The organism is Halolamina sediminis (assembly GCF_001282785.1).
Taxonomy (GTDB): Archaea; Halobacteriota; Halobacteria; order Halobacteriales; family Haloferacaceae; genus Halolamina; species Halolamina sediminis.
In genome coordinates, this window is the sequence record NZ_CVUA01000001.1 from 1718313 (window position 1) to 1732733 (window position 14421).

12 protein-coding genes are annotated in these 14421 nt (G+C 69.4%); 8 read left to right on the forward strand and 4 right to left on the reverse strand.

Annotated features, from left to right (window positions below; all coding sequences use genetic code 11):
• Window positions 1–34 precede the first annotated feature (34 nt).
• A complete protein-coding gene (locus BN1959_RS08580; RefSeq protein ID WP_053948265.1) occupies window positions 35–952 on the forward strand; it encodes a 1,4-dihydroxy-2-naphthoyl-CoA synthase in 918 nt (305 codons plus the stop codon).
• Between the two features lie 12 nt (window positions 953–964).
• On the opposite strand, the gene BN1959_RS08585 is transcribed toward BN1959_RS08580, so the two are convergent.
• A complete protein-coding gene (locus BN1959_RS08585) occupies window positions 965–1477 on the reverse strand; it encodes an NUDIX domain-containing protein (RefSeq protein WP_053948266.1) in 513 nt (170 codons plus the stop codon).
• 85 nt (window positions 1478–1562) lie between these two features.
• Here BN1959_RS08585 and BN1959_RS08590 point away from each other — a divergent pair, with 85 nt between their 5' ends.
• Both BN1959_RS08590 and BN1959_RS08595 read left to right on the forward strand, forming a co-directional pair.
• Window positions 1563–2498 (forward strand): 1,4-dihydroxy-2-naphthoate polyprenyltransferase, encoded by a 936-nt coding sequence (locus BN1959_RS08590; protein WP_053948267.1) that lies wholly within the window; start codon window positions 1563–1565, stop codon window positions 2496–2498.
• Window positions 2495–3556, forward strand: coding sequence for a mandelate racemase/muconate lactonizing enzyme family protein (locus BN1959_RS08595; protein WP_053948268.1), 1062 nt, complete (start codon window positions 2495–2497; stop codon window positions 3554–3556). Before BN1959_RS08590 ends, BN1959_RS08595 begins: the two co-directional genes overlap by 4 nt.
• A gap of 253 nt (window positions 3557–3809) precedes the next feature.
• Here the strand turns inward: BN1959_RS08595 and arcD are convergent, their stop codons facing one another.
• Window positions 3810–5285, reverse strand: a complete 1476-nt coding sequence (arcD, locus tag BN1959_RS08600; protein WP_053948269.1) for an arginine/ornithine antiporter ArcD — start codon at window positions 5283–5285, stop codon at window positions 3810–3812.
• Between the two features lie 165 nt (window positions 5286–5450).
• Between arcD and BN1959_RS08605 the strand changes: the two genes are divergently transcribed.
• The 4 genes from BN1959_RS08605 to BN1959_RS08620 all read left to right on the forward strand — a co-directional run bounded on the left by BN1959_RS08605 (window position 5451) and on the right by BN1959_RS08620 (window position 10230).
• A complete protein-coding gene (locus tag BN1959_RS08605; protein ID WP_053948270.1) occupies window positions 5451–6725 on the forward strand; it encodes an O-acetylhomoserine aminocarboxypropyltransferase/cysteine synthase family protein in 1275 nt (424 codons plus the stop codon).
• Window positions 6722–8038, forward strand: coding sequence for a homoserine O-acetyltransferase MetX (metX, locus tag BN1959_RS08610; protein WP_053948271.1), 1317 nt, complete (start codon window positions 6722–6724; stop codon window positions 8036–8038). Before BN1959_RS08605 ends, metX begins: the two co-directional genes overlap by 4 nt.
• Window positions 8039–8122: 84 nt before the next feature.
• Entirely contained in the window at window positions 8123–8719 is a 597-nt protein-coding gene (locus BN1959_RS08615; protein ID WP_053948272.1) for a TetR/AcrR family transcriptional regulator, read from the forward strand.
• Window positions 8716–10230, forward strand: a complete 1515-nt coding sequence (locus BN1959_RS08620; protein WP_053948273.1) for an MATE family efflux transporter — start codon at window positions 8716–8718, stop codon at window positions 10228–10230. Before BN1959_RS08615 ends, BN1959_RS08620 begins: the two co-directional genes overlap by 4 nt.
• A 475-nt stretch (window positions 10231–10705) precedes the next feature.
• On the opposite strand, the gene BN1959_RS08625 is transcribed toward BN1959_RS08620, so the two are convergent.
• The gene (locus BN1959_RS08625) at window positions 10706–10951 is read right to left on the reverse strand and encodes a hypothetical protein (RefSeq protein WP_053948274.1); all 246 of its coding nucleotides are present in this window, start codon (window positions 10949–10951) and stop codon (window positions 10706–10708) included.
• Window positions 10952–11006: 55 nt separating this feature from the next.
• Window positions 11007–11768: a TrmB family transcriptional regulator gene (locus tag BN1959_RS08630; protein ID WP_053948275.1), complete on the reverse strand. Its 762-nt coding sequence runs from the start codon at window positions 11766–11768 to the stop codon at window positions 11007–11009.
• 127 nt (window positions 11769–11895) lie between these two features.
• On the opposite strand from BN1959_RS08630, the gene BN1959_RS08635 reads away from it, so the two are divergent.
• The gene (locus BN1959_RS08635; RefSeq protein ID WP_053948276.1) at window positions 11896–14421 is read left to right on the forward strand and encodes an efflux RND transporter permease subunit; all 2526 of its coding nucleotides are present in this window, start codon (window positions 11896–11898) and stop codon (window positions 14419–14421) included.

Sequence of the window (14421 nt, forward strand, 5' to 3'; positions counted from 1 at the left end):
CGGACTTTTTGCGGGCCGGCGTCGCGGTTCCGGTATGGTCTCAGAGCTGTTCGACCCCGAGCGCTGGGAGCAGGTCGACGGCGCCGGCGAGTTCAACGACATCACCTACCACCGCGGCGTGGATTTCCCGGCGGTCCGGATCGCGTTCGACCGTCCCGACGTGCGGAACGCGTTCCGGCCCGGCACAGTGGACGAACTCCACGCCGCGCTCGACCACGCGCGCAAGCAGGCCGACATCGGCGCCGTCCTCCTGACGGGCAACGGCCCCTCCGAGAAGGACGGCGGCTGGGCGTTCTGTGCCGGCGGCGACCAGTCGGTCCGCGGCGGCTCGGGCTACGAGTACCGCGGCGACGACGAGGCCGCCGAGGACGAGTCCGAGTCCGTCAAACAGGCCAAAGCTGGCCGGCTCCACATCCTCGAAGTGCAGCGACTCATTCGGTTCATGCCCAAGCCCGTCGTCGCCGTCGTCCCGGGGTGGGCGGTCGGCGGCGGCCACTCGCTGCACGTGGTCTGTGATCTCACCCTCGCGAGCGAGGAGCACGCGAAGTTCCTCCAGACCGACCCCGACGTGGCCTCCTTCGACGGCGGCTTCGGCTCGGCGTACCTCGCCCGCCAGATCGGCCAGAAGAAGGCTCGTGAAGTGTTCTTCCTCGGGAAGACCTACTCCGCAGAGGAGGCCGTCGACATGGGGATGGCCAACGAGGCCGTTCCACACGACGAGCTGGAGGAGACGGCGATCGAGTGGGCCGAGACGATGACGAGCAAGAGCCCGACGGCGATGCGGATGTTGAAGTACGCGTTCAACATGGCCGACGACGGGATGGTGGGCCAGCAGGTCTTCGCGGGCGAAGCGACGCGGCTCGGGTACATGACCGACGAGGCCAAGGAGGGCCGGGACGCGTTCCTCGAAGGTCGGGAGCCCGACTTCTCGGGCTACCCCTGGCACTACTGATCCGGGAACGGCTCAGAGCCGGCTTCGTGCCCGCTCGAACAGCGCTTCCGCGTGATCGCGGGCGAACAGCGGCTCCGGGAGCTCGGCGAACCACGTGGCGTCGGTGATCGACTCGTCGTCGACGCCGAGATCGCTCCCGACGGTCGTACTCAGGGGCGTCGCCTCGAAGCCCACGACGGTGAACGCCGCCGAGCGCTCGCCGTCGCTACAGACCGACTCGATCGCGCTGTGTGGCCGCTGCGGGACGATCTCGACGCCGGCCTCCTCCTCGACCTCGCGGACGACGCTCTCGGTCAGCGACTCGCCGGGCTGGAGCGTCCCGCCCGGGAGCATCCACGACTCGTCGTCGGCGTCGTAGATCAACAGGACCCGCCCCTCGCCGTCGAGCACGGACGCGACCGTGACCCAGCCGGTGCTGAACGGCTCTCCGTCGACCAGCTCGTCGAACCGTTCGGGCTCGACCTCGTGGACCTGCTCGGTCTCGTAGAGGTCGTCGTAGGTCGTTCGCGGGTCGCTTCGGTCCACGGTTCCTCCTCCCAGCGCACGTCCGAAACGGTTCCGACTTCCGGCAACCACAGTCGCTTTGGGGCGCCCGCGCGAACCGCCGGCAATGAGTTCGAACGCGGAGCCGTCGCGGGCGAAAGCGTGGGTGATGGCCGCCCGCCCCCAGACGATGCCGGCGGCGATCTCCCCGGTGCTCGTCGGCGTCGGCGTCGCCGTCCACGAGGGGTTGTTCGCGCCGATCCCGGCCGCCGCAGCGCTTTTGGGCGCGATCCTGATCCAGATCGGCACCAACTTCGCGAACGACTACTACGACGCGATCCAAGGCGCCGACACGGAGGACCGCGAGGGGTTCACCCGCGTGACCGCGGGCGGGCTGATCGAACCCGCCGCGGTCAAGCGGGCGATGTGGCTCACCTTCGCCGCCGCGATCTTAGTCGGCAGCTACCTCGTCTGGATCGGCGGCGTCCCGATCCTCGTGATCGGCCTGCTCTCGGTCGCCTCCGGGATCGCCTACACCGGGGGGCCGTACCCCTTGGGCTACCACGGGCTCGGCGACCTGTTCGTGTTCGTCTTCTTCGGCCTCGTCGCCGTCACCGGGACCGTCTACGTGCAGGCCGCCGCGGCCGTCGCCGGGGTTCCGATGGGCCTCCCCGAGGGAACGGTGCCGTCGCTCGCACTGCTGGCTAGCCTCCCGATGGCGGGGCTCACGACGAACGTCCTCGTGGTGAACAACGTCCGGGACAAGGAAGAGGACAGCAGAACCGGAAAACGAACGCTCGCCGTTCGTTTCGGCTACGGCGTCTGCCGGGTCGAGTACGTCGCGATGCTCGCACTCGCGTACGCGGTCCCGGTGTTCCTGTTCGTCGAGGGGTTCGGTCCGGCTGTCCTACTCCCCCTCCTGTCGATCCCGCTGGCGGCGGTCGTGGGACGAACCGTCCTGACGCGAACCGACGGCGAGGCGCTCAACCCCGCCTTGGAGCGAACCGGGCAGCTGCTCGCGCTGTACGCGGCGCTGTTCACCACCGGACTGATCCTCGGATGAGCCCGAACATCCGGTCGTTCACGCTGGATCTCGCACGCCCGCTGTCGACCGCCGACAGAACCATCGACGAGCGTCGTGGGTTCCTCGTCGGCATGGAGCGATCGACAGACACGGGAACGGTTCACGGCGTCGGTGAGGCGACGCCGCTTCCGGGGTGGACCGAGGAATACGAGGACTGTGAGGCCGCACTCCGAGATCCGCCCCAGTCGTGGCAGCACACCGACGCCGTTGCGGACGGCGGCCAACCGTCGACGCCGGCTGCCCGTCACGGCTACCGGCTCGCCGTGCTGGACGCGGAAGCGCGATCGAACGGAACGCCGCTCGCAGCGCTACTCGCGGACCGCGGCGGGTTTCCCGGACCGAGCGAATCGGTGCCGGTAAACGCGACAGTGGGGGACGGGAGCGTCGACGAGACCGTCGCCGCCGCTCGGACCGCCGTCGACGCCGGGTTCGACTGTCTCAAGCTCAAAGTCGGGGCGCGATCGCTCGACACCGACCTCGATCGCGTGGCGGCGGTCCGTGATGCCGTCGACGCGACCGTTCGAATCGACGCGAACGGCGCGTGGGACTGTGAGACGGCTACGGAGGCCGTCGATACGTTCGCCTCGATCGGTGTCGAGTACGTCGAACAGCCCCTGCCCGCGACAGAGCTCTCGGGGCTAGCGGCGCTGCGCGGTCGCGGTGTCGAGGTCGCGGTCGACGAGTCGGTCCAGGCAGTCGGGATCCAGGCGGTGCTCGACGCCGGCGCGGCCGACGTGGCGGTGCTGAAGCCGATGGCGCTCGGCGGGCCGGACGCGGCGGTCGCCGCGGCTGGACGGCTGGCGGCCGCCGGCGTCGACCCCGTCGTGACCACGACGATCGACGGCGCCGTCGCTCGGGCCGGCGCGGTCCACGTCGCCGCCGCGATTTCGGGCGACCGCGCGTGCGGGCTCGCAACCGGCGGGATGCTCGCGTCGGATCTGGGCACGGATCCGGTCCCGGTCGTCGACGGGGCGATCGCCGTCCCCGACGGACCGGGGAACGTCGGGGCGGCGTTCGACGACCGCGTGTGGGACTGAGCAGCCGCTTCCCGAGATGGCGAACAGGCGACACGGTCGCTCACAGGGCGGTGTGTCACGCTCCCGCCTCGTTCGCCCTGCGGCAGCTCTCAGCGCACACAGGGGTTGGTCACCCTATCGGGGATAAGGATCGGGGAGGGTGATTAGTCGTCCTCGCCGGCCGACCAGCGCCGGCGAGATCAGTCGCCCCGCTCGGCTGACAGCGTGCCGAACGGATCAGTCGCCCCGCTCGGCTGACAGCGTGCCGAACGGATCAGTCGTCCGCAACGGCGGGCTCGCTACCCGCATCGACGCCGCCGCGGGGCGGCACGGAGTCGAGGCCGACACCCGCAATCGTCAGGACCACCAGCACCAGCGGCGAGAGGAACGCGAAGAAGTAGTACTGCGCGTACTCGGTGAGGATGAGCAGCGAGGTCCCGCCCTGCAGGCCGAACACGCTGGTCATGAACACGCCGCCGGCGTGGTACGGAAGCAGCGCGCCCGTCGGCGTCCCGGCGGACTCGACCGCCCGCGAAAGCACCGAGCTGTCGAGGTCGTGCTCGTCGAACAGCTCCCGCAGCGTCATCCCGGGGACGACGATGCTCATGTACTGCTGGGCGGAGAACGCGTTGACGGCGAACGCCGAGATGCCCGTCCCGATGACGAGGCTACGCTGACCCATGACGAGATCCGCGAGCTGTGCGGCGAGTGTCGAGAGCACGCCCAGATGGTCGAGCAGTCCCCCGAGGGAGAGCGCGAGCACGACCACCGAGATCGTCCACGCCGAGCCAGCGAGCCCGCCGCTCACGAGCAGTTCGTTCACCAGCGTGACGCCCGTCTCCGGCGCGGTCCCGTTGAGGAACACGTCCCACGCGTCGGTGAACGCGGTGCCCTGCACGAGCACCGTCGTGCCGGCGCCGGCGAACACGCCGGCGACGAGGGAGGCCAGCGCCGGAATCCCGCGGATCGCCAGCGCGAACGTGACGAGCAGCGGGACGAAGACGAGCAAGCCGAGATCGTACGTGCCCGCGAGCGCACCGCGAATCTCGGCGACCCGCCCCGTCGGGATGGCGCCGCCGGCTTGGAGCCCCAGCCAAGCGTACAGCAGCACCGAGAGCCCGAACGCGATCGCGGTGCCGAGCCGCATCGAGAGGATGTGATCGTACAGCTCCGTGTCGGTCACCGCGGCCGCGAGGTTGGTCGTGTCCGAGAGCGGGGACTGCTTGTCACCGGCGTACGCGCCAGAGAGCACCGCTCCCGCCGTCATCGGGATCGGGATGCCGAGCCCCGAACCGATGCCGGTAAAGGCGACGCCCAGCGTCCCCGCGGTCGTCCACGAGGAGCCGATCGAGAACGCAACGACCGCTGCCAGCAGCGCCGTCGCGGGGAGGAACGTTTCGGGCGTGAGTATCCCCAGCCCGTAGTACATCAGCCCCGGGATCGTCCCGGCGGCGATCCACGTCGCGATCAGCGCGTAGATCGTGAAGAGGATCAGAATCGCCTGGAGCCCCATCCGCAGCCCGTGTTCGACCCCGTCGGCGAGGTCGTCGTACCCCACGCCGATCCAGTACCGGCCGACCAGCGCTGCGAGCACGACGCTCCAGAGCAGCGGTGCGTGGGGTGCCATCCCCAGCAGCCCGGAGCCGATACCGAGGAAGACGACGATCCCCAGCGTCGGTACGAGCGCCTGTTCCAGCGTCGGCAACACGTCGGGCGAGCTGTCCGTCGGCGAACCATTCGCAGAGCTCATTTTCGTAGACGGAACAATTACCTTAGGGAATAAAGACCTGACGGGACGGCCGTGTTTTGGGATCAGGTGTCACACGCCACTGTCCAACCGCGGCGCATGGTGGCGCTCACCGCCAAAAGAAAATACTCCCATGCATTTTTATCTATTGAGATATGCGTTATATACATGACTCGCGGGTTCCGGAGCCGAAGCCTCCACGGCGGCCACGAGCCGGACGCCGACGGGGGGTCGTTCGCACCACCGATCCACCAGACGACGTCGTATCGACTGGGCAGCGCCGACCGCGCCGCCGACCTCTACGCGCTGGAGGCCGAGGGCGACGTCTACAGCCGCATCTCGAATCCGACCGTCCGCGCGCTGGAGCACCGGCTGGCGTCGCTCTCCGGCGGAGTCGGGGCCGTCGCGACCAACGCCGGGATGGCCGCCGTCGACGCGCTGACGACCGTACTCGCGAAGTCGGGCGAGAACGTCGTCACCGCGGGCGACCTCTACGGCGGCACGACTGCTTACTTCGCCCACACCGCGACCCGTCGGGGGATCGAGATCAGGACCGTCGACACACTCGACTACGACGGTTACGCCGACGCGATCGACGAGGACACCGCCTACGTCCACGTCGAGACGATGGCTAACCCCTCGCTGGTGACCCCCGACTTCGAACGCCTCGCGACGATCGCCCACGAGCACGCGACGCCGCTGGTCGTCGACAACACGTTCGCCTCCCCGGCGCTCTGTCGGCCGATCGAGCACGGCGCCGACGCCGTCTGGGAGTCCACCACGAAGTGGATCCACGGCTCGGGCACCACCGTCGGCGGCGTCGTGGTCGACGGCGGGACGTTCCCGTGGGACCACCCCGACGCCGACTACGACGAGCTCTCGGGGGTAAACCCCGCCTTCGGCGTCGACTTCGCGGAGCGCTTCGGCGAGGAGGCGCTGACCCACGCGCTCCGCCAGCGCGGGCTCCGACCGCTCGGCGCCCAGCAGACTCCCTTCGACGCGTGGGCGACGCTGCAGGGGCTGGAGACGCTCGACCTGCGGATGGACCGACACTGCGAGAACGCCGGGATCGTCGCCGAGCACCTCCAAGATCACCCCGACGTGGCGTGGGTTACCTACCCCGGGCTCGACGACCACCCGACTCACGACAACGCCGCGCGTTACCTCGAGGGGTTCGGCGGCATGGTCGCATTCGGGCTCGAAGACGGGTTCTCGGCGGGCAAGCAGTTCTGTGAGGAGGTGGAGCTAGCCAGCTTCGTCGCCAACGTCGGCGACGCGCGGACGCTGGTGATTCACCCCGCGAGCACCACCCACGCGCAGTTGAGCGAGGACGAACAGCGCGCCGCGGGCGTCTCCCCCGACCTGATCCGGCTCTCGGTGGGGCTGGAGGAGCCCGAGGACATCGTGGACGACATCGATGCCGCCATCGATCGATCGACATGACGGGGAACACCGACCTCGATCCGACGCCGACACACGTCGCCGACACGCGCTCTGTGGGGGCCTTCGAGTTCGAGCGCGGCGGCTCGGTTCCCGACCTCGAACTGGCGTACGAAACCTACGGCGAGTACGACCCCGACGGCGGCCCGAACGGCGAGGGGAACGCGGTGCTCGTCTGTCACGCGCTCACCGGGAGCCAGCACGTCGCCAGCGCGCCGGGCGGGAGCGGCGCTGATGGCGACGGCGCCGATGGAACGGAGACGGCCGGGCAGGCCCGTGCGTGGTGGGACGACGTCGTCGGTCCCGAGCGAGCCATCGACACGACGGCGTACTTCGTCGTCTGCGTGAACGTCCCGGGCTCCTGCTACGGCTCGACGGGGCCCGCGAGCCCCCACCCCGACGGGGGTGTCTGGGGCAGTTCGTTCCCGGCGGTCACCGTCGGCGACTGGACCCGCGCCCAGCGTCGACTGCTGGACGAACTGGACGTCGAGCGCCTCCACGCCGTCGTCGGCGGCAGCGTCGGCGGGATGAACGTCCTCGACTGGGTGCGGCGGTTCCCCGACGACCTCGACCGAGCGATCCCCGTCGCGGCCGCCCCGCGGCTCGACCAACAGCTGCTGGGGCTCAACGCCACCGCGCGGCGGGCGATCCGCGGGGATCCGGCGTGGCACGACGGCGAGTACGCTGCCGCGGGGAGCCACCCCGACCGGGGGCTCGCGCTGGCGCGCCAGCTCGGCCACCTCAGCTACCTCTCGAAGGCGTCGATGGACCGCAAGTTCGACCGTGGCGAGAGCGAGTACGACGCGGAGTCGCCGTTCCCGGCCGACCCCGCGGCCGAGTCGTTCCCCGAACGGGAGGTGGAGTCCTACCTCGACCACAACGCCGCGCGGTTCGTCGAGCGCTTCGACGCCAACAGCTACCTCTACCTGACCCGCGCGATGGACGACTTCGACCTCGCGGCGGGACACGGCTCCGACGCCGACGCGCTCGCGGCGTTCGGCGGCGAGGCGCTGGTGCTCTCGTTTACGGGCGACTGGCACTTCCCGGCCGAGGCCGGCGGCGCGCTCGCGGACGCCTTCGCGGCGACGGACACTCCCGTCGCCCACCACGTCGTCGACTCCGACCACGGCCACGACGCCTTCCTCGTCGAACCCGAGCGGGTGGGGCCGCCGATCCGCTCGTTCCTCCGGGACGGCGTGGACGGTGATGCCGTCGACGACGCGGACCGTGACGACGCCGGCGACGACGGCGACGCCGACACGGCGAACCCTCGCCTGGCGACGCCCGGAACACCGTGCTCCGGGTTTATGGGCTGAGCATCCACGGGAGCGCCCCACGCCGATTTCCGCGACCGTAGCCCTTTTGACTAACTGAACAGTCTGACTAACCAGTCAGTCAGTATGAGTACGGGAGAGTCGACGAGCGATCTCACGGAAGGAACGTACCGCGCGCTCTGCAAGCACGGGTACGCCGACGTGACCATGGAGGATATCGCCGCGGAGACGGACAGGAGCAAATCCGCCCTTCACTACCACTACGACAGCAAGCACGACCTGCTGATCTCGTTTTTCGAGGATCTGCTGGAGAGCTTCACCGAGCGGCTCGACGCCGTCGAGGGGGACACCGCACACGACCGCCTGCTGGACCTGATCGACACGATCCTGCTCCCGCCGGACGACGACGCCCCCGACCGAGGGTTCCAGACGGCGGTACTGGAGATGAAGGCACAGGGCCCCTACGACGAGGCGTTCCGGGAGCACCTCCAAGCCCACGACCGGACGCTGCGCGACCACGTCGAGGCCGAACTCGCGGCGGGCGTCGAGAGCGGGGAGTTCCGGTCGGATCTCGACGTGGAGGCGTCGGCAGACTTCCTCGTGACCGTGTTCAACGGCGCCCAGACCCGTAGCGTCGCGGTCGGCCGACCGATCGAGGAGACGCGTGAGACGCTGCGGGCCCACATCGACTCGATGATCGTCGCCGGCGGGGGGTGCCAGTGAGCCTCCGCGATCAGCTCGCGGGCGTCCGGCGGCTGTTCGAGCGAGCGTTCAATCAGGAGGAGCTGGACCTAACCGAGGGCGGCATCGCCAAGCCGCTGTTCATCCTCGCGATCCCGATCGTCATCACGAACCTGTTCCAGACCGCCTACAACCTCGCGGACACGTTCTGGGTCGGGCGGTACAGCACCGAGGCGCTGGCGGCGATCAGCTTCGCGTTCCCGATGGTGTTCCTGCTGATCTCGCTGGGGATGGGGCTCTCGGTCGCGGGCAGCGTGTTGATCGCCCAGAACATCGGCGCCGGCGACGAGCGACAGGCCGACTACGCCGCATCCCAAACGGTCTCGTTCGCGGTCGTCGTCTCGATCGTGCTGGGCATCATCGGATACTTCGCCGTCGATACGCTGGTGGAGATCTACGGCGCCTCGCCCGACGTGAAGCCGCTGGCGGTCAACTACATGGAGGTGATCTCGCTTGGCCTGCTGTTCATGTTCGGTTTCTTCGTGTTCATCTCCCTGATGCGCGGGGCCGGCGACACGGTGACGCCGATGCTGGTGATGGCGCTCTCCGTGATCGTCAACATCGTGCTCGACCCGTTCCTCATCTTCGGGTTCCAGGAGAACCCGCTGTTCGCGATCGTCGGGATGCCCGGGCTGCAGGAGCAGCTGTTCGCGATGACGGGCTATACGGGCGACGGGCTGCGTGGCGCCGCCATCGCGACCATCTTCTCCCGGGCGCTGGCGTTCGTAATCGGGCTGGGGATCATGTTCCGCGGGAACCAGGGCGTCCAGATCCGGCTCGGCGATATGGCGCCGGACCTCGAGTTCGCGCGGCGCATCCTCCAGATCGGCGTGCCCGCCTCCGTCGAGGGTGTGGGCCGGGCGCTCTCGGTGAACCTCCTGCTGATCGTCGTCGGACTGTTCGCGACGCCGGTCGTGTCGGCGTACGGGATCGGCACCAGGGTGCTCTCGGTCGTGTTCATGCCCGCGATCGCGATGGCCCGCGGGGTGGAGACGATGAGCGGCCAGAACATCGGCGCGGACAAGCCCGACCGCGCCGCGGCGACCGCCGCGTTCGCGTCGAAGGCGTCGTTCCTGATTCTCTCGGCGGTGGGCGTGGTCGCGTTCGTCTGGGCCGAGCCGATCGTCTCGATCTTCGTCGGCGCCGACCAGCCCGATGCGCCGCAGGTGATCGAGGTCGGGGCGCAGTTCATGCGCTTCGTCGCGCCGACGTTTGGCTTCATGGGGATCATGCGCGCCTACAACGGCAGCTTCCGCGGGGCAGGGAAGACCGCGACCGCGGCGGTGATCTCGGTGGGGACGCTGATGGTGTTCCGGCTGCCGATCGCGTGGCTGGGCTCCCAGACGTTCAACCTCGGCCCGGACGGGCTGTGGCTCTCCTTCGCGCTCTCGAACGCGTTCGGCGCGGCGCTGGCGTACCTCTGGTACCAGCGCGGCACGTGGCGGAGCGTGGACGTCGACCGGACCCGCGGGGCAGCGCCCAGTGACGACTGATTCGTGGCAGTGGTGCGGTGCTTTTCGGTCGGTGGATTCTGAGAGAACGGCGGTCGCTCTGTCAAGGTCTACTTCGACAGCAACAGCGTCTCGACGCGAGACCACTTGCGACTGCACCGCCCCGCACAGCCCACAGATCTCCCCAGCCGACCCGCTCGCATGCGCTCGCTCGTCCCTCGCGCTCGGCTCGCGCACGGAGGCGTCGTGCGGGCGAGCCACGCGTCGCCCGCACGGCCAGCGGGACCGCCGGTCCCGCCCTGCTCGCGCTTCGCCCCCACAGCGACCGTGGTGCGGTAGCGGGGCGGTGGTCGCCGCGGGCCGGCGCCGGTCGCCGGCCCGCGGGGGAAGGGTGGGGATTCGGTACTGCGCCGAACCTCGTGTTCGGCGCACTGCGGTCACAAGTGGTCTACGAACGAGTTGCTGTTGCCGTCGTTGTCACTGAACAGCAGTCAGTTGAACGAAGAAGTAGACGCTACTACCGGACGATCCGACAGCGCTCCCCGGCACGCGCGACGTAGCCCGCCGACTGCAGCGAGCGCAGCGTCGGCAGCAGTTCGATCAGCTGCAGGTCGAGCGCCTCGGCGATCCCGTCGACGGTCGCTTCCACGACCGACGAGAGGTAGACGTACACGAGCTTCCCGGCGGTCGACTCGACGTCCGCCGGCGGTTCGGTACTGAGTTCCGTCGTCGCGTCGCCCGCGCTGGGCTGAGTCTGCGTCATTGAATACGCCGATGAGTTCGACATCCGTAAAGGTTAGTTACAACGATCGTCGAATTCAGAGCCCGTCGGTGCGCTCCATCCCGGAGTCGATCCCGGACTGCATGAACTGGGCGAGGATGCGGCCGATGCTGCTCTCGGCGGTCCACATCGCCTCCTCGCCCACGGCATCGTCTGTCGTCGCCGACAGCAACACGGTGTCGCCGTCGACCATCAGCGCCCGGCCGGCGAAATCCCCGGGGTTGTCCTCGTCCATCACGAACACCCGGACCGGGCTGTCGGCGAACCGCTCGCGCTGGTCCGGTTCGGCGGTGACGACGATCACGGCGACCCCCTCGCGGGCGCGCTCCCGCAGCGTCTCCGCCAGCGCGGCGGGGATCGACCGGGCGTCGGGCGCGACGAACACCACCCGGTCGGTCGCCGTCCGGAGCAGGTCACCCACGCGGTCGTCGATCGGTTGTCGGCCGCGCAGCGTCGCGACCGTGCCGCCGGTGTCGCCGTCGTCGCCCTCGGTCCGGAGCTCCGCCAGGTTCTCGAACGCCCGGTCCCGTTCACGTTCGAGTCGCTGTCCCAACTGCTCTCGGGCGGTTTCGAGGCTCACCGGTCGGTACTCCTTGGGCGAGGACGCGACCAGTTCGACCAGCCCGCGTTCGAGCAGGTCGTCGGCGGCGCCGTACACCTGCGACCGGGGCACCTCCGATACGTCGCTGATCTCCTGTGCCGTCCCCGTCCCGAGGCGCTGCAGCGCCGCGAACACTCGTGCCTCGTAGTTCGACAGCCCGAGTCGCTTCAGCGCGTCGACGGCGTCTCGTGTACTCATTGGCGTGGCGGGACCTCCAGTCGACCGGGGCTTCGTCGGGGGGCGATATGAGTGACCGGGGTCCGCATGAAGTATATTTTGTAGTAATCTACAATATTTATCTTCGTCGGGAAACAGGGAACAGTCGATGAAGCTCGCCGAGCGCTACGCCGCGGTCGTGACCGACCACAGCAAGCTGGTGATCGCTGCCGTCCTCGTGCTCTCGCTGGTGGTCGGTGCCGGCGCGGGCAGCGTCGACGGCGGGCTCACGATCGCCGGGTTCAGCAGCGACTCGCCGGAGGCGGCCGCGCTCGACGACATCGAGCGGAACTTCTCGGTCGCCGGCGAGAACACGACGACCGCACAGGTGGTCGTCCGGGGTGAGAACGTCCTCACCAAGGAGTCGCTGCTCGAAACACTCCGACTCCAGCGCGCGATCAGGGCGGACGACTCGATCAACGCGACGCTGCGGGGCGAGCAGCCGACCGTCGGCGTCTCCAACGTCGTCGCGACGGCGGCGTACTACGAGTCCCGCGGCGGGGGCGGCCCGCCGCCGTCGCTGAGCGAGCAGATCGATCAACTGGAGTCGATGTCCGCCGGCGAGGTGGAGTCGACCGTCGACCGCGTCCTCGATCCCGAGGCCGACACCCGCGGCGACCCCTACGCGCTGCTCTCGACGGAGTACGAGCCGGGGTCGACGACCGCGCCCGCCCGGATTCTTCTGGTGTATCAGGACACCAGCGGCGCGGCGACCGATAGCCTCCCCGCCGACGTGACCGACGCCCAGCTCGAACTGCAGGATCTCGCGGCCGCAGAGATCACCTCGACCGACCAGTTCACGTTCGCCACGGGGATCGTCGACGAGGAGAGCGGGCAGGCCACCGGCGAGAGCTTCGCGCTGATCTCGCCGGTTGCGCTGCTGCTGATCCTCGCGGTGCTGGGGATCGCCTATCGCGACGCGATCGACGTGCTGTTGGGGCTGTTCGGCGTCGCGCTGGTGCTGGTCTGGATGGCCGGCTTCCTCGGCTGGGCCGGCATCGGCATCACGCAGATCCTGATCGCCGTCCCGTTCCTGCTGATCGGGCTGAGCATCGACTACGCGCTCCACGTGGTGATGCGCTACCGCGAGGCCGCCACCGACGACCCCGAGATCGAGCCTCGGGTGGCGATGCGCCGCGGGCTGGCGGGCGTCGTCGTCGCGATCGGCGCCGCGACGTTCACGACCGCGGTCGGCTTCCTCTCGAACGCGGTGAGCCCGATCGTCTCGATCCGGGAGTTCGGCCTCGTCAGCGGGTTCGGTATCGCGGCCGCGTTCGTCGTGTTCGGCCTGCTGTTCCCGGCGCTGAAGCTGGAGGTCGACCGGCTCCGCGCCCGGGTGGGTTGGGATCCCGATCGCCGCCCGTTCGGCCGTGGCGAGCGCGTCGGGCGCCTGCTGCGTGTCGGCCCCGAGCTCGCCCGCCGGGCGCCGTACGTGGTGCTCGCGATCGCGGTCGTGCTCGCGGCCGGCGGCGGCGTCGCGGCGACGGGGATCGATACGACGCTGGACCAGACGGCGTTTCTCCCGCAGGACTCGCCGGACTGGATGAACGTCCTCCCCGCGGCGATCCAGCCGAGCGACTACGACCTCCGGGAGAACGCCGAATACCTCAACGAGAACTTCGTCCAGTCCCGCGGGGACTCGCGGGCGGAGTTCCTGATACGCGGCCCCGTCGCCGACCCCGGGGCGCTCGACGCGCTCGCAAACGGTCGTGACGCGCTCCGGGACACCGACTCCGCGGCAGTACGTGCCGACGGCAGCCTCCAAGTGACCGGCCCGATCGAGACGATCACCGCCGTCGCCGCCGAGAACGACACTGTCGCCGCGATGGTCGACGACGCCGACACTGACGGCGACGGTGTGCCCGACGAGAACCTCGCGGCGATCTACGATGCCGTCTACGACGCGAACCCGGAGGCGGCCGCGGCGACGATCCACCGCGAGGGCGGCGAGTACCGCTCGCTGCGTGTCTCCGTCGCGCTGACCGGCACGACGAACACGCGGACGATCACCGAGGAGATGCGGGGCGTCGCGACCGAGATGGAGTCCGGAAGCAGCCTCGACGCCGTCGCGACCGGTTCGCCGATCACGACCGAGCTAGTCCAGCGGTCGCTGCTGCGGACGCTGGTCGAGGGGTTCCTGATCACGTTCGGTGTGATCCTCGCGTTCCTCGCCGTCATCTTCCGACTGCGGTACGGCTCGGCGACGCTCGGCGCGGTGGTGCTGTTCCCCGTGGTGCTCGCGCAGGCGTGGCTGTTCGGCACGATGTATCTCGCCGAGCTGGCGTTCACGACCGAGACCGCGATCATCGCCGCCATCGGAATCGGGATCGGCGTCGACTACGCGATCCACATCGGCGAGCGGTTCGTCGACGAACGTGGCGGCGGTCACGAGCCGATCGCCGCCCTGACTCGGACCGTCCAGGGCACCGGCGGCGCGCTGCTGGCCAGCGCGGCGACGACGGCCGCGGGGTTCGGCGTGCTCGCGCTGGCGCTCGTGCCCTCGCTCCAGCGATTCGGCTTCATCACTGCGGTCGCGATCAGCTACGCGTTCCTCGCGAGCGTGCTGGTGCTGCCGAGCCTGCTGACAGTGTGGGAGCGGTTCGACGGGTCGGCGTCGGCCGAGCCCGGCCGCTGA